A 15,359-nucleotide genomic window follows, 5' to 3' on the forward strand; every position below is an offset into this window, starting at 1 on the left:
CGCGTGACTGAGCGCGAGACGACCAGGCTGATCGCCTGGAGCCGCGAGCTTCGCGAAGTGCATGTGCGCCTGCGCGAAGCACTTGACCTCACTCGCACCGCAGTTGCCGAAGGTCGCTCCGCGGAGGCGGCCACACGTGAGCTGCTGCTGTACTGCCACGGCTTCTGCGCTGCCCTCGACGGACATCACAGGGCCGAGGACCACCGCCTATTTCCGGCGATCAAGGCGGCTCATCCCGAGTTGGAGCCCGTGCTCCGCAACCTCACCCAGGACCACTCGATGATCGCGCACCTACTCGGCGTACTGCGGGCCGCGGTCGATCGGGCCGCACCGGTTGCCGAGTTGGGTCGTCACCTCGAGGGCGCCGCAGCCATTATGGAGAGCCATTTTCGGTACGAGGAGCGTCAGCTGCTCAGCGTGCTCGAGACACTCTCGCTGGATGCGTCGCCCGAGGAGGTTCTGGGCCCGCTGTGAGCAATGGTGCCCCCGAAATAGCGCGCCACCGACGGATTACACGACCAACGTTCAAAGACGAGGAACCATGCCCTCAGGGGCGGGGGAACACCGGCACGACCTCTTCCTCCGGCGTCAGGTCCAGCCCGGCCGGCCCGATGATCTGCGGATCGGGAGTGCCGACCACCTCGGAGTCCTTGCCGGCGTAGTCGAAACGGTGCAGCACGTGCCGCATGGCCTCGAGCCGGGCGCGCTTCTTGTCGTTGCTCTTCACCACCGTCCACGGCGCGTCGGCCGTGTCGGTCCAGAAGAACATGGCCTCCTTGGCCTCGGTGTACTCGTCCCACCGGTCCAGTGACGCGATGTCCATCGGGGACAGCTTCCACTGGCGCACCGGGTCCACCTGGCGGATCGCGAACCGGGTGCGCTGCTCGTTCTGGGACACGGAGAACCAGAACTTGACCAACCGGATGCCTGAGCGCACCAGCATCCGCTCCAGCTCCGGGGCCTGCCGCAGGAACTCCAGGTACTCCTTGCGGGAGCAGAAGCCCATCACCCGCTCGACGCCGGCCCGGTTGTACCAGGATCGGTCGAACAGCACGATCTCGCCGGCGGCCGGCAGATGTGCCAGCCACCGCTGGAAGTACCACTGGGCGGCTTCCCGCTCGTCCGGCTTGGCCAGCGCCACCACCGACGCGCCTCGCGGGTTGAGGTGCTCCATGAAGCGTTTGATGGTGCCGCCCTTGCCGGCGGCGTCCCGACCCTCGAAGAGGATCACCAGGCGCTCACCGGACTCCTTGATCCAGTCCTGGAGCTTGAGCAGCTCGATCTGGAGCAGTCGCTTGTCGCGGTCGTACTCGTCGCGGTCCATCCGCTCGTCGTACGGATAGTCCTCGCGCCAGGTCTCGACGGGGGTGCCGTCGGGGCGGAGCAGGACGGGGTCGTCGTCGTGGCCATCGGCCACCCGGTAGTCGGCGGTGAGGTCCAGCAGCGCGGAGTCGGCCATGTCGGTGAGACTTACCCGCCTCGTGCCGCGAACCACCTTCCCTGCTGGGTGATCTGCCGATCTCAGCTGCGCAGGTAGGAGGCGCCGTTGAGGTCGACGATCGTGCCGGAGGCCCACTCGGCCTGCGGCGAGGCCAGCCAGTGCACCGCGGCGGCGATCTCCGCAGGCTCGGCCACCCGGTCGAACGGGCTCTGCGCCCGGATGGCGGCGCCCTGCTCGCCGCGCAGGTGCTCGGTGGTCATGTCGGTCGCCACGAAGCCCGGCGCGACCGTGGCGACCGTGATGCCGTACGGCGCGAGCGCCACCGCGAGGGACTGGCCCAGCGCGTTCAGCCCCGCCTTGCTGGCGCCGTACGCCGGCTGGTCCGGCTCGCCGCGGAACGCGCCCCGGGACGAGACGTTGACGATCCGACCGCCGCGCTCCCGCATGTGCTGGGCCGCGCACCAGGTGACGTTGCCGGCGCCGGTCAGGTTGGTCGCGAGCACCAGCTGCCAGCGTTGCTGCCACTGCTCGTAGGAGGCGCCGAAGATCGGGTGCGGATCGTCCCGGTCGCCGTACGTCCCGGCGTTGTTGACGAGCACGTCCAGCCCGCCGAGCAGCTCGGCGGCCCGGTCGACCATGGCCCGGACCGCGTCCGGGTCGGTGAGGTCGGCGCGGACCACCACGTGTCCGGCGCCCGGCAGGTGCGCGCGCAGCTCCTCGGCCGCGTCGGCGGAGTCGCGGTGGTGGATCGCCACCCGGTCGCCGCTGGCCGCGAACGCCGTCGCCACCGCCCGGCCGATCCCGCGCGAGGCCCCGGTCACGAGTACCGCTCGATCCGTCATGGCGGCCATCCTGCCTCAGCCGCCTCTTCGCTGCGAACGCCGCCGGCGGCGCGTGCCGCGCCGGAGCGCCCCCGGCCCGTTGGTCTTTACACTGCCCCGATGGGATCCGACTGCCTGTTCTGCCGCATCGTCGCCGGGGAGATCCCGGCCACCGTGGTCCGGGAGACCGACACCACGCTCGCCTTCCGTGACATCGACCCGAAGGCGCCGGTGCACGTGCTGGTCATTCCGAAGGAGCACTACGCCGACGTCGCCACACTCGCCCAGGGCGACCCGGCGCTGGCCGCCGACGTGCTGGCGACGTCCGCCGCGGTGGCCGAGGACGAGGGCCTGCTCGGCGACGGTTTCCGGCTGATGTTCAACACCGGCGCGTACGGCGGCCAGGAGGTCTTCCACGTGCACGTGCACCTGCTCGGTGGCGCGCCGCTCGGTCCGATGCTCGCCCGGAACCTGGCGTGAGCGCAGGGCCGGCGCCGGACGCCCGGGTGGACGAGCGCCTGGGTCGGCTGGTTCGCAGGGTGCAGGCCGACGCCCGGGTGCCGGCGGTGTCGGCGGCGCTGCACCGGGCCGACCGCCCGCTCTGGAACTGCACCGTCGGCGACACCGGCACCGACAGCCCGTTGGGGCCGGGCACCCAGTTCCGGATCGGCTCGGTCACCAAGACGTTCACCGCGGCGCTGGTCCTGCAGTGCCGCGACGACGGGTTGCTGGACCTGGACGACCCGGTGGGCCGGCACCTGGACCTCCCGGCACACGGCGAGCTGACCGTGCGCCGATTGCTGTCGCACACCGCCGGCCTGCAACGCGAGCCGTTCGGCGACGTGTGGGACAGGCTGCGCGCGCCGGACGCCGACCAGTTGGTCGCGGAGCTGGACCGGGCCGAGCGGGTGCTGCCGACCGGCCGTCGGTTCCACTACTCCAACCTGGGCCTGGCCGTCCTCGGCCAGCTCGTCGCCCGGCTTCGGGGCGAAAGTTGGGCGCGGGCGCTCACCGAGCGGATCCTGACGCCCCTGGGGCTGGCCGACACCACCGTGACCCCACGGCCGACGGCGGCCACCGGCTTCCTGGTCGACGCGTACTCCGACGAGGCGCGCCCGGAACCGCCCACCGACTTCGGTGCGGTCGGCCCGGCCGCCCAGCTCTGGAGCACCGCGACCGACATGGCCCGCTGGGCGGCGTTCCTGGCCGACCCGGCGGCGCTGGACCCGGCCGGCGCGGTCCTCGCCCCGGCCACCCTGGACGAGATGCGCTGGCCGGTGACCACCACCGACGAGACGCTCTGGGGCGCGGGCTTCGGGCTCGGGCTGATCCTCGTCCCGCAGGGGGAGCGGGTGGTGCACGTGGGGCACGACGGGGCGATGCCCGGTTTCCTCGCCGCCGTGTACGGCCGTCGCGGAGGCGAGGGCACGGCCGGCGCGATGGGCGCCGCCGTGCTCGGCTCGTCCGGCACGGCGACCGAGGTGCTCGACCTGCCGCACCTGCTGCTCGCGGCGGCGGTCGAGCACGACCCGGCCGAGATCGAGCCCTGGCGGCCGGGCGCACCCGCTCCGGCGGCCCTGCGGGGTGCGCTCGGCCGCTGGTGGGGAGAGGGCTACGAGTACGTCTTCTCCTGGCACGACGGCACCCTGCGGGCGCGCGGGGTCGGTGACCCGGCCGGACGACCGCCGGCGATCTTCACCCCGCTGCCGGACCAGCCGGACGTGTTCCGCACGGTCTCCGGTCGGGAGGCCGGCGAGCTGCTGCGACTGACCCGGGACGGGGCCGGCGCGGTGGTCCGGATGCACTGGGCGACGTACCGGTTCACCCGTCACCAGGAGACCTTCGACAGGTACGACTTCCGGGCCGGGAGTTGATCGCGGCCAGCGGAAATGGGCGCGATGCGCCCCACGTTGAACAGATACGATGGGTGTAACGTCCGCACGCCGTGCCAGCAGGGCCGGCGCCGAGATCGAGAGCAGGTGCGCAGGGCCCTTCGGCCCACCTTATGACCGGCACCCCACCTCCCGGCCCGCCCCGGGTGCAGACCAGGATCACCGTGCCCGACTCGAAGATCATGGTCGATCTGCTCGGCGCAGGCGACGAGATCCTCCGACTCGTCGAACGCTCGGTCAACAGTGACGTGCACGTTCGCGGCAACGAGATCACCATCACCGGTGACCCCGCGGACAACGCCCTTGCCGAGCGGGTCTTCAGTGAGCTGCTCGAACTCATCGAGAAAGGCGAGACCCTGACCACTGACGCCGTCCGGCGTACCGTCGGCATGCTCGAGCAGGGCAGTGCCGAGCGGCCCGCCGAGGTCCTGACGCTCAACATCCTCTCCCGTCGCGGGCGCACCATCCGTCCCAAGACGCTCGGTCAGAAGCGGTACGTCGACGCGATCGACACCCACACCATCGTCTTCGGCATCGGCCCGGCCGGCACCGGCAAGACCTACCTGGCGATGGCGAAGGCCGTCCAGGCGTTGCAGGCCAAGCAGGTCAACCGGATCATCCTGACCCGGCCGGCGGTGGAGGCGGGTGAGCGACTGGGCTTCCTGCCCGGCACGCTCAACGACAAGATCGACCCGTACCTGCGCCCGCTCTACGACGCGCTGCACGAGATGCTCGACCCGGAGACGATCCCGAAGCTGATGGCCCAGGGGACGATCGAGGTGGCACCGCTGGCCTACATGCGGGGCCGGACGCTCTCCGACGCGTTCATCATCCTGGACGAGGCGCAGAACACGACGCCCGAGCAGATGAAGATGTTCCTCACCCGGCTCGGCTTCAACTCCAAGATCGTCGTGACGGGTGACATCACCCAGGTGGACCTTCCCGGCGGGACCAGCAGCGGCCTGCGGGTCGTCCGGGAGATCCTGGAAAACGTCGACGACGTGCACTTCTCCCAGTTGTCCAGCTCCGACGTGGTCCGCCACCGGCTGGTGGGGGAGATCGTCGACGCGTACGCCCGCTGGGACGCCGAGCGGGAGAACCAGCAGGCGCAGGGCGTCCACGCCGTGCCCGGGCGACCCGCCCAGGGCGGCCGTGCCGGCCGCCGCCGCTAAAGCAGAGGAAAGCAGTTGTCCATCGAGATCGCCAACGAGTCCGGTGTCGAGGTTGACACCGATGCCGTGCTCGCCGTCGCCCGGCACGCCCTCGACGAGATGGGGGTCAACCCCCTCGCCGAGCTGTCCGTGCTGCTTGTCGACATCGACTACATGACCGAGCTGAACCACCGCTGGATGGGTGGCGACGGTCCGACCGACGTGCTCGCCTTCCCCATGGACGAGGGCAGCGTCGACCACGGCCCGGGGGAGTCCGCGCCGGCCGGTGGCGAGCCCGCCCTGCTCGGTGACATCGTGCTCTGCCCCGAGGTCGCGGCCAAGCAGGCGGCGACCGCCGGGCACGCCCCCGCCGACGAGCTGCACCTGCTCACCGTGCACGGGGTCCTGCACCTGCTCGGCTACGACCACGCCGAGCCGGAGGAGGAGCGGGAGATGTTCGCCCTCCAGGCCCGCCTGCTGGCGAGCTGGCGGTCGACCCGCACCCAGTGATGTCCACTCCTCCGTTACTGGCGGCCGGCGCCACCGCCGGCCTTCCCGACTTCCAGCTGATCGTCTTCGCGGCCGGCCTGGTGGTGCTCGCCGGGCTGATCGCGATGACCGAGGCGGCGCTCGCCGCGGTCTCGCCGGCGCGGGCCGCCGAGCTGGCCCGCGACGGCGTGCGTGGCGCCCGCACCCTCCAGGTGGTCGCCGGTGACGTCGTCCGGCACCTCAACCTGCTCCTGCTGTTGCGGCTGCTCGCCGAGCTGACCGCCACCACCCTGGTGGCGCTCGTCGCGGTGGACAGCTTCGGCGCCGGCTGGCGGGCCGCGTTGGTGACCGCCGGCGCGATGACCGTGGTCAGCTTCGTGGTCGTCGGCGTTGCTCCGCGCACCATCGGCCGGCAGCACGCGTACGCCGTGGGTCGTGCGGTGGCGCCGCTGGTCCGCTGGTTGGGCCGGGCGCTCAATCCGCTCGCCTCGTTGCTGATCCTGATCGGCAACGCGGTCACACCGGGGCGCGGCTTCCGGGAGGGGCCGTTCGCCAGCCAGGTCGAGTTGCGTGAGCTGGTCGACCTGGCCGAGCAGCGCGGCGTGGTCGAGCACGGCGAACGTCAGATGATCCACTCGGTCTTCGCGCTCGGTGACACCATCGCCCGCGAGGTGATGGTGCCGCGTACCGAGATGGTGTGGATCGAGGAGGGCAAGACGCTCGCGCAGGCGTTGGTGCTCTTCCTGCGTTCGGGTTTCTCCCGCATCCCGGTGATCGGCGAGAGCGTCGACGACGTGCTCGGTGTGCTCTACCTCAAGGACCTGATCCGGCGCTCCCGCGGCGGGGACCCGGCGGCCGAACAGTTGCCGGTGGCCGAGCTGATGCGCCCGGCGACCTTCGTGCCGGAGTCCAAGCCGGTCGACGACCTACTGTCGGAGATGCAGGCGGCCCGCAATCACCTGGTCATCGTGGTCGACGAGTACGGCGGCACCGGCGGTCTGGTCACCATCGAGGACATCCTGGAGGAGATCGTCGGTGAGATCACCGACGAGTACGATGTCGAACGCCCGCCCGTCGAACGTCTGACGGACTCCTCGGTGCGGGTGACCGCCCGCCTGCCGGTGGAGACCCTGGGCGAGATGTTCGACACCGAACTTCCCACGGACGAGGTGGAGACGGTCGGTGGCCTGCTGGCCCAGTCGCTGGGGCGAGTGCCGATCCCCGGCGCGGAGGTCGAGGTCGCCGGGCTCCGGCTGCTCGCCGAGGGCACCACCGGCCGGCGCAACCGGATCGACACCGTCCTGGTCAACCGGGTGGAGTCGGGCCATGAGCAGGACGCGGGGCGCGGCGAGCACGCCGGCTCCGGGGACGACACGGACAACTACCGAGACGACGAGAGGCAATCCGCCGATGCCTGACACACCCGCCGCGCCCGCCGCCCGGCCCGCCCCCACCGCGCCGGCGCCCCTGAGCGCCGAGGACGCCAAACTGGTCGTCCTGGCCCGGGGCGCCCGTGGCCGGGTCGCCGCCGTGGAGGGCGCCGCGGTCCGGGATCAGGACGGCCGGACGTACGCGGCGGCAAGTGTCGCGCTGCCCTCGCTGACTCTCACCGCGTTGCAGTTGGCGGTCGCGTCGGCCGTGGCGGCCGGGGCGAGCCGGCTGGAGGCCGCGGTGGTGGTGACCGAGGCGTCGACGCTGGACGGCGCCGGGCACTCGGCCGTGCGTGACCTCGCGACGGACGCGCCGATCCACGTGGCCGCCCCGGACGGCACGGTCCTCGGCACGGTGACCGAGTGAGCCCCGTGCGGGACCCGGAGACCCGCCCGTACCGGGCCGGGTTCGGCTGCTTCGTCGGCCGGCCCAACGCGGGCAAGTCGACGCTCACCAACGCCATCGTCGGCACCAAGATCGCGATCACCTCGAACAAGCCGCAGACCACCAGGCACGTCATCCGGGCCGTGCTGCACCGTCCGGAATCGCAACTGGTCCTGGTCGACACCCCGGGGCTGCACCGCCCCCGTACGCTGCTCGGCGAGCGCCTCAACGACCTGGTCCGGTCCACCTGGACGGAGGTCGACGTGATCGGCCTGTGCATCCCGGCCGACGAGCCGGTCGGGCGCGGAGACCGGTTCATCACCGGTGAGCTGGCCGAGCTGAAGGCGACGGTGCTGGCGGTGGTCACCAAGACCGACCTGGTCGACAAGCGCCGCCTGGCCGAGCAGTTGCTCGCGGTCAGCAAGATGGGGGAGTTCGCCGAGATCGTGCCGGTGAGCGCGGTCTCCGGGCACCAGGTGGACACCCTGGTCGACGTGATGACCAAATACCTGCCGCCGTCGCCGCAGCTCTACCCGGACGACATGCTGACCGACGATCCCGAGCAGGTGCTCGTCGCGGAGCTGATCCGCGAGGCCGCCCTGGAGGGGGTCCGCGACGAGCTGCCGCACTCCATCGCCGTGGTGGTGGAGGAGATGATCCCCGAGGGTCAGGTCATGAAGATCTACGCCGACCTGTACGTGGAACGCCCCAGCCAGAAGGCGATCGTGCTCGGGCACAAGGCGAGCCGGCTCAAGGAGGTCGGCACCAACGCCCGTCGGCAGATCGAGGAGTTGCTGGGCGGCCGGGTCTATCTCGACCTGCACGTTCGGGTCGCGAAGGACTGGCAGCGCGACCCGAAGCAGTTGCGCAAGTTGGGTTTCTGAGCGTCCTCGGCGGTGGGTCGGCCCGGTGGCGACCGGTATCGTCAGCGCTGGCTGATGGTGACGTTGCCGCTGCCGGCCGAGCCGTCGAGCACCAGGGATGCGGCCGGATCGTCGGCGACGGTGACCCGGGCGTCACCGGAGCCGGTGTTGGACCGGACCCGGTAGCTTCCCGCCGGCACCAGCAGCGTGACATCGCCGCTGGCGGCATGTGCGCGGGCGGCGGCGGGCTTGTCCAGTTCGACGTTGACGTTGCCGGACCCGGCCTCCGCGTCGACCGCGCCGCCCAGTCGGCGCGCGGTGATGTCCCCGGAGCCGGCGCGCAGTCGGACCGCCCCGCTGGCCTCGCTGACGTCGATGTCGCCGGAGCCCGTCTCGACCCCGACCGCGCCGGACGCGCCGACGATCCGTACGTCGCCGGAGCCCAGCCGCAGATCCACCGTGCCGACCCGGCTCAGTTCGACGTCGCCGGAGCCGGACTCGCCCTGGAGAGCCACGCCCTCCGGCAGGGCCACCTCGTAGGAGATGCTGCACCGGTCGCCGCAGTCGGTGTCCAGCACCAACTCGCTGCCCTTGATCTCGTACCGGGCGCTGGGCTCGCCACCCTGATAGCGCACGACCCGTTTGATCCGCGCCTCGCCCTCCGTGCCGCTACCCCGGACGATCACGTCGCCCGCACCGGGCAGCACCCGGATGGTGGTGATCTTCGCCGCCTCGGTGTCGTCGTAGTCAAGGCGGCGCATGGCGAGGTTGTCGCACCCGGCGACAAGGATGAGGGCGGTTGTCAGGCCCAGAGCGACGGGCGCGGTGGCGCGACGGACGGCGCTGGTGGTGGGGTGCATTGCCATGACCAGCACGCTACGGGCGGCGACGAGCCTGGCGCATCGGGGTTCGTCCGCGCATCCACCCCGAACCAACCCTGATTTCGCACCCCGAGGGAGAATGGCCCGATGGCCGGGTATCGCCGACAGCTCTACCGCGACGACGCGGTGGTGCTGCGTGTGCAGAAGCTCGGCGAGTCCGATCGGATCATCACCCTGCTCACCCGTCGGCACGGCCGGCTGCGCGCGGTGGCCCGGGGGATCCGCCGCACCACCAGCAAGTTCGGTGCCCGGCTGGAGCCGTTCGGCCACGTCGACCTCCAGCTCGCCGGTGACCCGAAGGGCAACCTCGGCAGCTCGCTGCACACCGTCAGCCAGGTCGAGGGCATCGACCTGTACGGCAAGCGGTTCCTCGGGGACTATCCCCGTTACACGGCGGCCAGCGCGATCGCCGAGACCGCCGAGCGGCTGACCCCGGTCGAGCGGGAGCCGTCGCTGCGGCTCTTCCAGCTCACCGTGGGCGCGCTGAAGGCGCTGTCCCGGGGCGAGCACGCCACCACCCTGGTGCTCGACGCGTACCTGCTGCGGGGGATGGCCCTCGCCGGCTGGGCACCGGCGCTGATCGCCTGCGCGGTCTGCGGCACCCCAGGGCGGCACCGGGCCTTCTCCGTGCCGGCCGGGGGTGCGGTCTGCCCGGATTGTCGGCCACCCGGCGCGGCCCACCCCGCGCCGGCCACCATCGATCTGATGTCCGCGCTGACCACCGGTGACTGGGTGCTCGCCGACGCCACCGACTCCGGCGTACGCCGGGAGTGCAGTGGGCTGGTCGCGGCTCACCTGCAATGGCACCTGGAGCGCGCGCTACGCTCGCTGCCGCTGGTCGACCGGGGTCCCTCGGCGACCGGCACGTCCTCGCCGCCGGACGGCGCCGGGGTCGTGGTGCTCCGGCCACGTGGCGACGTCGAGGCCGGGGCGGACGGCACGAGCAGGGAGTGACCGAGTGATCCGATCGAAGAAGGCCGGCCGGCGCGAGCCGACGCCGCCGACACCGCACCCATCCGGCGCCCGACCGCCGGCGCTGCCGACCGAGGCGGTGCCGAAGCACGTGGCGGTGGTGATGGACGGCAACGGTCGCTGGGCCAAGGATCGGGGGCTGGCCCGCACCAAGGGCCACGAGGCCGGGGAGCACAGCCTCTTCGACACCATCGAGGGCGCGATCGAGATGGGCATCCCGTACCTGTCGGCGTACGCCTTCTCCACCGAGAACTGGCGGCGCTCGCCCGACGAGGTCCGGTTCCTGATGGGGTTCAACCGGGACGTGATCCGTCGTCGCCGTGACCAGTTGGTCGACCTCGGCGTCCGGGTGGTTTGGTCGGGCCGGGCCGGCCGGTTGTGGAAGAGCGTCATCTCCGAGTTGCAGACGGCCGAGGAGATGTCCCGGGACAACGCGACGTTGACCCTGCAGTTCTGCGTCAACTACGGCGGGCAGGCCGAGATCGGCGACGCCGCTGCCGCGATCGCCCGCGACGTGGCGGCCGGGCGACTGGATCCGGCCAAGGTCAACGAGAAGACCGTGGCGAAGTACCTCTACCACCCGGAGATCCCGGAGGTGGACCTGTTCCTGCGCCCCTCGGGGGAGGAGCGGATCTCCAACTTCATGCTCTGGCAGTCCGCGTACGCGGAGTTGGTCTTCCTGGACACGCTCTGGCCCGACTTCGACCGCCGCCACCTCTGGTACGCGTGCGAGTTGTACGCGCAGCGGGACCGCCGCTTCGGCGGGGCGCTGCCCAACCCGGTCGCCCCGGTGATCTGAGCCGACGCGCTTACTCTCCCGTCACTCTGGGTATCACAGTCGTCAGAAGCCACTGACGGAGGTGAACCCACATGATCCAGAAGCGCATTGCCCAGTGGGCGGTGATGGCGGTAGCGGTGCCCCTCGCGGCTGCCGGTGCCCGCCGGCTCAGCCACACCCTGGAGGCCCGGCGTGGTCCCTCCGGGATGACCCGGTTGCTCACCAAGGGCGCGGACCTCATGCGTCCCCAGAAGGCCAAGCGGCGTCGCTTCTTCTGACCAACCCCGCCCGTCCCCGGCGCCGCCCGCACTCCGGTGCGGGCGGCGCCGTCTCGTCCCACCCCCTCGGGTCGGTCGTTTCGGGGTGCCGCGGAATGGGGCCCGGGTAGGGTCCGAAGGTGGCGGGTCGACGGCGGTGGGGGTGGCTGTGCGGGATCTCCGATACAAGATGATCATGGCGTTGAACGCCGCGGATCTGGGTGAGCCGATGTGTGCGCAGGTGGCCGACATCTGTGCCGAGATCGCCGAGCAGCACTGCGCCGAGTTCGGTCACGCACCGCAACTGTTAACCGGTGAGATCGCCGAACTGGCCACCGGCGAGCCGGCCCTGACCTGGGCGCCCACGGCCCCCGACACCGCGCGGCGTGCCTGGTGACCGCTCCCGCGCCGTCGGTCGAGGTGCGTCGCGCCGACGACCGCTTCGCCACCCGGATCTCCTGGCTGGACTCCAAGCACTCGTTCTCGTTCTCCCGGCACTACGACCCGGCCAACACACACCACGGTCTGCTGCTCGTCAACAACGACGACGTGGTGCGCCCAGGGGCCGGCTTCGAGACCCACCCGCACCAGGACATGGAGATCATTACCTGGGTGTTGCGTGGCTCCCTGGTGCACCAGGACTCCACCGGTCACTCCGGGGTGATCTACCCGGGCCTGGCCCAGCGGATGAGCGCCGGCACCGGCATCCTGCACTCGGAGAAGAACGACGCCTGGCGACTCGACAACCAGACACCGCACACCGACCCGGTCCACTTCGTGCAGATGTGGGTGCTCCCCGACGAAGCGGGCGTCGACCCCGGCTACGAGCAACTGGAGATCGAGGACGAACTCCTGCGCGGTGGCCTGGTGCCGATCGCCTCCGGAATGGACCGCTACGACGGTGCGTCCGCGATCCGGATCCGTAACCGGTACGCGACCCTGCACGCGGCCCGTCTCACTCCCGGCGACGAGGTCACCATCCCGGACGCGCCCTACGTGCACCTGTACGTGCCCGACGGCACGGTGACGCTGGAGGGCAGCGGCCCGCTCGGCTCCGGCGACGCGGCCCGGCTCACCAGGACCGGCGGCCGGCGGGTCACCGCCGACGAACCGGCCGAGATCCTCGTCTGGGAGATGCACGCCACCATCAGCTGACCGTCGCCGGGCGGGAGGCGTGCTCCGCCGCGCCCCCGTGATCGCGCACCGCCCTGCCCCATGATCTCGCCCGAACACGGATGTAGTGGCCTCCCGACGTCGGAAGGCCACTACATCATGGATTTGGTGCGATCACGGCGCCGCGGGGCGCCGCGCCGACTACGCCGGGGACTCGGCGCGGTCGCCCGCCCACGTGGTGTGGAACGAGCCCTCGCGGTCCACCCGCTGGTAGGTGTGCGCGCCGAAATTGTCCCGCAGACCCTGGATCAACGCGGCCGGCAGGCGCTCGGCGCGCAGCGCGTCGAAATACGCCAACGACGAGGAGAACGCCGGCGTCGGCACACCGGCCCGGGTCGCGTCGGCCACGACCCGCCGCCAACTCGGCACGCCAGCGGCGACAGCCTCGGCGAAGTACGGCGCGACCAGCAGCGTCGGCAGCTCCGGCTTCTCGTCGTACGCCTCGCGGATCCGGTTCAGGAAGCGGGCCCGGATGATGCAGCCGCCCCGCCAGATCGTGGCCGTGCCGCCCAGGTCGATATCCCAGTTGAACTCCTGGCTGCCGGCGCGGATGTGGTCGAAGCCCTGCGCGTACGCGACGATCTTGGAAGCGAGCAACGCCCGGCGGACATCCTCGACGAACGCGTCCCGGTCGGTGACCTGCCACTGCTCACCCGCGTCCGGGAACGCCCGCCGCGCCGCCTCCCGCTGGTCGACGTGCCCGGAGAGCGAACGGGCGAAGGTCGCCTCGGCGATCCCGGTGATCGGAATGCCCAGGTCCAGGGCGCTCTGCACGGTCCACCGGCCGGTGCCCTTCTGCTCGGCCCGGTCCTGCACGATGTCGACGAACGGGCGGCCCGTCGCCGCGTCGGTGTGCGCGAGCACATCGGCGGTGATCTCGATGAGGAACGACTCCAACTCGCCGCCGTTCCAGTCGCGGAAGATCTCCGCGATCTCCGCCGGCTTCGCGCCCAGACCGGCCCGAAGCAGGTCGTACGCCTCGGCGATGAGCTGCATGTCGGCGTACTCGATGCCGTTGTGCACCATCTTGACGAAGTGCCCGGCACCGTCCGGCCCGACATGGGTGCAGCACGACACGCCGTCCACCTGGGCAGCGATCTTCTCGAACATCGGCCCGAGCTTGGCGTACGACTCCGTGGAGCCGCCGGGCATGATGCTCGGCCCGAGCAGCGCGCCCTCCTCGCCACCGGAGACGCCGGTGCCACTGAAGTGCAGCCCCTGTGCGCGCAGCGCCTCCTCCCGGCGGCGGGTGTCGGCGAAGTGGGCGTTGCCGCAGTCGACGATGATGTCGCCCTCCTCCAGCAGCGGCACCAACTCGTCGATCACCGCGTCGGTGGGCGCACCCGCCTTGACCATCACGATCACCGCGCGGGGCCGCTCCAGCGACGCCACGAAATCGGCCATCGTCTCGCCGGGCACGAACGTGCCCTCGTCACCGTGCTCGGCAACCAGGCTGCGGGTGCGTTCCGGCGACCGGTTGTGCACCGCCACCGTGAAGCCGTTGCGGGCCAGGTTGCGGGCCAGGTTACGGCCCATCACCGCCAACCCGGTCACACCGATCTGCGCCGTCGCCTGCTCAGCCATTCGTGCCGCCACCTCTCGCCGTCGGACTTACGTGCTAGGACGGTATCGCGGTGCGGCAAAACGTGGGTGAGTCGTCTCGACAGCCGGTTATCGGCAAATGATGCTCAGCTTTCCCGGGCCAGGCGATCCTCCACATGCGCGACCTTCGCGGTGAGCGCGTCCGTCACCCCCGGGCGGATGTCGGCCTTGAGCACCACGCTCACCCGAGGCGCCTGTGCGGCCACCACGTCGACCGCCCGCTTGACGACCGCCATCACCTCGTCCCACTCACCCTCGATCGTGGTGAACATGGCGTCGGTGCGATTGGGCAGACCCGAGTCGCGGACCACCCGTACCGCCTCGGCGACCAGGTCACCGACAGACTCACCGACTCCGAGCGGGGTTACCGAGAACGCGATAAGCATGCCGCCGATGGTGCCAGGAAAATCGGCTGCGCCGACGGACGACCGGCGATAGTGTGCGGGCATGCGCTACTGACGCCCCTTCTCCGAGCCGGCCCGCCGCCCCGCGTCGCGGTCCGTGCGCTCCCGGGCGTCCCGCATCCCACCCGCACTTCGGCGGCGCTGGCCCTGCCCGACCCCGGTGAGCAGTCTCTCCCGTTCGACCGTCGCGCCGCGGCGGTCACCAGCCGATCCGACCGACCGCCGGAACGCGGGACCGGCCGAGCCGGTCGGCACCGAAGGAGGCCCGGATGCCTGCCAGGCGCAATCCGAAGAAGTCCCGTACCCCCGGCGCGACGCCGCTCGGCATCGACCCGGCGGCCGAGCACGGCCCGCTCCCACCCACCCGCCTCGACCTCGCCGTCGAACCGACCGAGCCGGCACTGCCGGTCGAGCCGGCAGCACTGGTCGAGCCGGCGCTACCGGCGGCACTGGTCGGGCCGGCGGTGCTGGTCGGGCCGGCGCTGCCGGCGGCGGCCGTCTCGGACGCGTTGACGCTGCCGGTCCACGTGCCGGCGCCGGTCGACGTGCCGGCAGCGTTCGACGTGCCGGCGGCGGTCGACGCTCCGGCGGTGGACGATCTGCCACCGGCGGCCGGGCGACCGGCGGCACCGACGGCCGGTCCGCCGCAGGGCGGCGGCAACCGCTCGGGCGGCGGACGCAGCCAACAGGCCGGCCAGACCCGCCGCTACGCCTTCCGCCGCAGCTGACCGATCCGCCCCCGCCCCGTCGGGCGGGGCGCCGGGTGCTGACAGCAACATCAGGGATGTAGTGGCCTCCTGCGCCAACGAGGCCACTACAT

At 71.5% G+C, this 15,359-nt stretch carries 19 protein-coding genes; 14 read left to right on the plus strand and 5 right to left on the minus strand.

What is annotated here, in order from left to right; genetic code table 11:
• The first annotated feature begins 3 nt into the window (after positions 1-3).
• The gene (locus tag AB0A90_RS09655; protein ID WP_357244477.1) at positions 4-474 is read left to right on the plus strand and encodes a hemerythrin domain-containing protein; all 471 of its coding nucleotides are present in this window, start codon (positions 4-6) and stop codon (positions 472-474) included.
• A 73-nt stretch (positions 475-547) separates the two neighbouring features.
• On the opposite strand, the gene ppk2 is transcribed toward AB0A90_RS09655, so the two are convergent.
• Together ppk2 and AB0A90_RS09665 are read right to left on the minus strand one after the other, a co-directional pair.
• Positions 548-1,459 carry a polyphosphate kinase 2 gene (gene ppk2 / locus AB0A90_RS09660; RefSeq protein ID WP_357244480.1) on the minus strand — a complete coding sequence of 304 codons (912 nt, stop codon included), beginning with the start codon at positions 1,457-1,459 and terminating at the stop codon, positions 548-550.
• Positions 1,460-1,521: 62 nt separating this feature from the next.
• Entirely contained in the window at positions 1,522-2,283 is a 762-nt protein-coding gene (locus AB0A90_RS09665) for an SDR family NAD(P)-dependent oxidoreductase (protein ID WP_357244483.1), read from the minus strand.
• A gap of 99 nt (positions 2,284-2,382) precedes the next feature.
• Between AB0A90_RS09665 and AB0A90_RS09670 the strand changes: the two genes are divergently transcribed.
• The 7 genes from AB0A90_RS09670 to era all read left to right on the plus strand — a co-directional run bounded on the left by AB0A90_RS09670 (position 2,383) and on the right by era (position 8,493).
• The gene (locus tag AB0A90_RS09670) at positions 2,383-2,742 is read left to right on the plus strand and encodes a histidine triad nucleotide-binding protein (protein ID WP_357244486.1); all 360 of its coding nucleotides are present in this window, start codon (positions 2,383-2,385) and stop codon (positions 2,740-2,742) included.
• Entirely contained in the window at positions 2,739-4,136 is a 1,398-nt protein-coding gene (locus AB0A90_RS09675; RefSeq protein WP_357244489.1) for a serine hydrolase domain-containing protein, read from the plus strand. The genes AB0A90_RS09670 and AB0A90_RS09675 overlap by 4 nt, the downstream gene beginning before the upstream one ends.
• Positions 4,137-4,267: 131 nt before the next feature.
• Positions 4,268-5,326, plus strand: a complete 1,059-nt coding sequence (locus AB0A90_RS09680; protein ID WP_357244492.1) for a PhoH family protein — start codon at positions 4,268-4,270, stop codon at positions 5,324-5,326.
• Between the two features lie 15 nt (positions 5,327-5,341).
• Positions 5,342-5,815, plus strand: a complete 474-nt coding sequence (ybeY, locus tag AB0A90_RS09685) for an rRNA maturation RNase YbeY (RefSeq protein WP_272613012.1) — start codon at positions 5,342-5,344, stop codon at positions 5,813-5,815.
• Positions 5,791-7,212 carry a hemolysin family protein gene (locus AB0A90_RS09690; protein ID WP_357245177.1) on the plus strand — a complete coding sequence of 474 codons (1,422 nt, stop codon included), beginning with the start codon at positions 5,791-5,793 and terminating at the stop codon, positions 7,210-7,212. The genes ybeY and AB0A90_RS09690 overlap by 25 nt, the downstream gene beginning before the upstream one ends.
• The gene (locus AB0A90_RS09695; RefSeq protein WP_357244496.1) at positions 7,205-7,591 is read left to right on the plus strand and encodes a cytidine deaminase; all 387 of its coding nucleotides are present in this window, start codon (positions 7,205-7,207) and stop codon (positions 7,589-7,591) included. Before AB0A90_RS09690 ends, AB0A90_RS09695 begins: the two co-directional genes overlap by 8 nt.
• Complete coding sequence (gene era, locus AB0A90_RS09700; RefSeq protein WP_357244499.1) at positions 7,588-8,493, plus strand: GTPase Era; 906 nt, start codon at positions 7,588-7,590, stop codon at positions 8,491-8,493. The genes AB0A90_RS09695 and era overlap by 4 nt, the downstream gene beginning before the upstream one ends.
• A 41-nt stretch (positions 8,494-8,534) precedes the next feature.
• Here the strand turns inward: era and AB0A90_RS09705 are convergent, their stop codons facing one another.
• Positions 8,535-9,338 carry a DUF4097 family beta strand repeat-containing protein gene (locus AB0A90_RS09705; RefSeq protein WP_357244502.1) on the minus strand — a complete coding sequence of 268 codons (804 nt, stop codon included), beginning with the start codon at positions 9,336-9,338 and terminating at the stop codon, positions 8,535-8,537.
• A 102-nt stretch (positions 9,339-9,440) separates the two neighbouring features.
• Between AB0A90_RS09705 and recO the strand changes: the two genes are divergently transcribed.
• The 5 genes from recO (at position 9,441) to AB0A90_RS09730 (ending at position 12,515) form a co-directional block, all read left to right on the plus strand.
• Entirely contained in the window at positions 9,441-10,307 is an 867-nt protein-coding gene (recO, locus tag AB0A90_RS09710) for a DNA repair protein RecO (protein ID WP_357244506.1), read from the plus strand.
• 4 nt (positions 10,308-10,311) lie between these two features.
• Complete coding sequence (locus AB0A90_RS09715; protein ID WP_357244508.1) at positions 10,312-11,124, plus strand: isoprenyl transferase; 813 nt, start codon at positions 10,312-10,314, stop codon at positions 11,122-11,124.
• Positions 11,125-11,195: 71 nt separating this feature from the next.
• Positions 11,196-11,381, plus strand: coding sequence for a hypothetical protein (locus AB0A90_RS09720; protein WP_357244511.1), 186 nt, complete (start codon positions 11,196-11,198; stop codon positions 11,379-11,381).
• Between the two features lie 175 nt (positions 11,382-11,556).
• The gene (locus AB0A90_RS09725) at positions 11,557-11,757 is read left to right on the plus strand and encodes a thioredoxin reductase (RefSeq protein WP_357244514.1); all 201 of its coding nucleotides are present in this window, start codon (positions 11,557-11,559) and stop codon (positions 11,755-11,757) included.
• Positions 11,754-12,515: a pirin family protein gene (locus tag AB0A90_RS09730; protein ID WP_357244516.1), complete on the plus strand. Its 762-nt coding sequence runs from the start codon at positions 11,754-11,756 to the stop codon at positions 12,513-12,515. Before AB0A90_RS09725 ends, AB0A90_RS09730 begins: the two co-directional genes overlap by 4 nt.
• Positions 12,516-12,674: 159 nt before the next feature.
• Here AB0A90_RS09730 and gndA read toward each other — a convergent pair whose 3' ends face one another.
• Positions 12,675-14,117, minus strand: a complete 1,443-nt coding sequence (gene gndA, locus AB0A90_RS09735) for an NADP-dependent phosphogluconate dehydrogenase (protein ID WP_357244519.1) — start codon at positions 14,115-14,117, stop codon at positions 12,675-12,677.
• Between the two features lie 104 nt (positions 14,118-14,221).
• Positions 14,222-14,521: an MTH1187 family thiamine-binding protein gene (locus AB0A90_RS09740; protein ID WP_357244522.1), complete on the minus strand. Its 300-nt coding sequence runs from the start codon at positions 14,519-14,521 to the stop codon at positions 14,222-14,224.
• Positions 14,522-14,808: 287 nt separating this feature from the next.
• On the opposite strand from AB0A90_RS09740, the gene AB0A90_RS09745 reads away from it, so the two are divergent.
• The gene (locus tag AB0A90_RS09745; RefSeq protein WP_357244525.1) at positions 14,809-15,267 is read left to right on the plus strand and encodes a hypothetical protein; all 459 of its coding nucleotides are present in this window, start codon (positions 14,809-14,811) and stop codon (positions 15,265-15,267) included.
• Positions 15,268-15,359 lie beyond the last annotated feature (92 nt).

Origin of the sequence: Micromonospora sp. NPDC049204, from assembly GCF_040647935.1 — a bacterium.
Classification (GTDB): Bacteria; Actinomycetota; Actinomycetes; order Mycobacteriales; family Micromonosporaceae; genus Micromonospora.

What these genes read in the sequence shown, in the direction of transcription:
- AB0A90_RS09680 (WP_357244492.1), top strand. Translation starts at nt 4,268, where the DNA reads ATGACCGGCACCCCACCTCCCGGCCCGCCCCGGGTGCAGACCAGGATC.
- ppk2 (WP_357244480.1), bottom strand. Translation starts at nt 1,459, where the DNA reads ATGGCCGACTCCGCGCTGCTGGACCTCACCGCCGACTACCGGGTGGCC.
- AB0A90_RS09670 (WP_357244486.1), top strand. Translation starts at nt 2,383, where the DNA reads ATGGGATCCGACTGCCTGTTCTGCCGCATCGTCGCCGGGGAGATCCCG.
- AB0A90_RS09720 (WP_357244511.1), top strand. Translation starts at nt 11,196, where the DNA reads ATGATCCAGAAGCGCATTGCCCAGTGGGCGGTGATGGCGGTAGCGGTG.
- recO (WP_357244506.1), top strand. Translation starts at nt 9,441, where the DNA reads ATGGCCGGGTATCGCCGACAGCTCTACCGCGACGACGCGGTGGTGCTG.
- AB0A90_RS09695 (WP_357244496.1), top strand. Translation starts at nt 7,205, where the DNA reads ATGCCTGACACACCCGCCGCGCCCGCCGCCCGGCCCGCCCCCACCGCG.
- AB0A90_RS09665 (WP_357244483.1), bottom strand. Translation starts at nt 2,283, where the DNA reads ATGACGGATCGAGCGGTACTCGTGACCGGGGCCTCGCGCGGGATCGGC.
- AB0A90_RS09745 (WP_357244525.1), top strand. Translation starts at nt 14,809, where the DNA reads ATGCCTGCCAGGCGCAATCCGAAGAAGTCCCGTACCCCCGGCGCGACG.
- AB0A90_RS09725 (WP_357244514.1), top strand. Translation starts at nt 11,557, where the DNA reads ATGGCGTTGAACGCCGCGGATCTGGGTGAGCCGATGTGTGCGCAGGTG.
- AB0A90_RS09705 (WP_357244502.1), bottom strand. Translation starts at nt 9,338, where the DNA reads ATGGCAATGCACCCCACCACCAGCGCCGTCCGTCGCGCCACCGCGCCC.
- gndA (WP_357244519.1), bottom strand. Translation starts at nt 14,117, where the DNA reads ATGGCTGAGCAGGCGACGGCGCAGATCGGTGTGACCGGGTTGGCGGTG.
- AB0A90_RS09740 (WP_357244522.1), bottom strand. Translation starts at nt 14,521, where the DNA reads ATGCTTATCGCGTTCTCGGTAACCCCGCTCGGAGTCGGTGAGTCTGTC.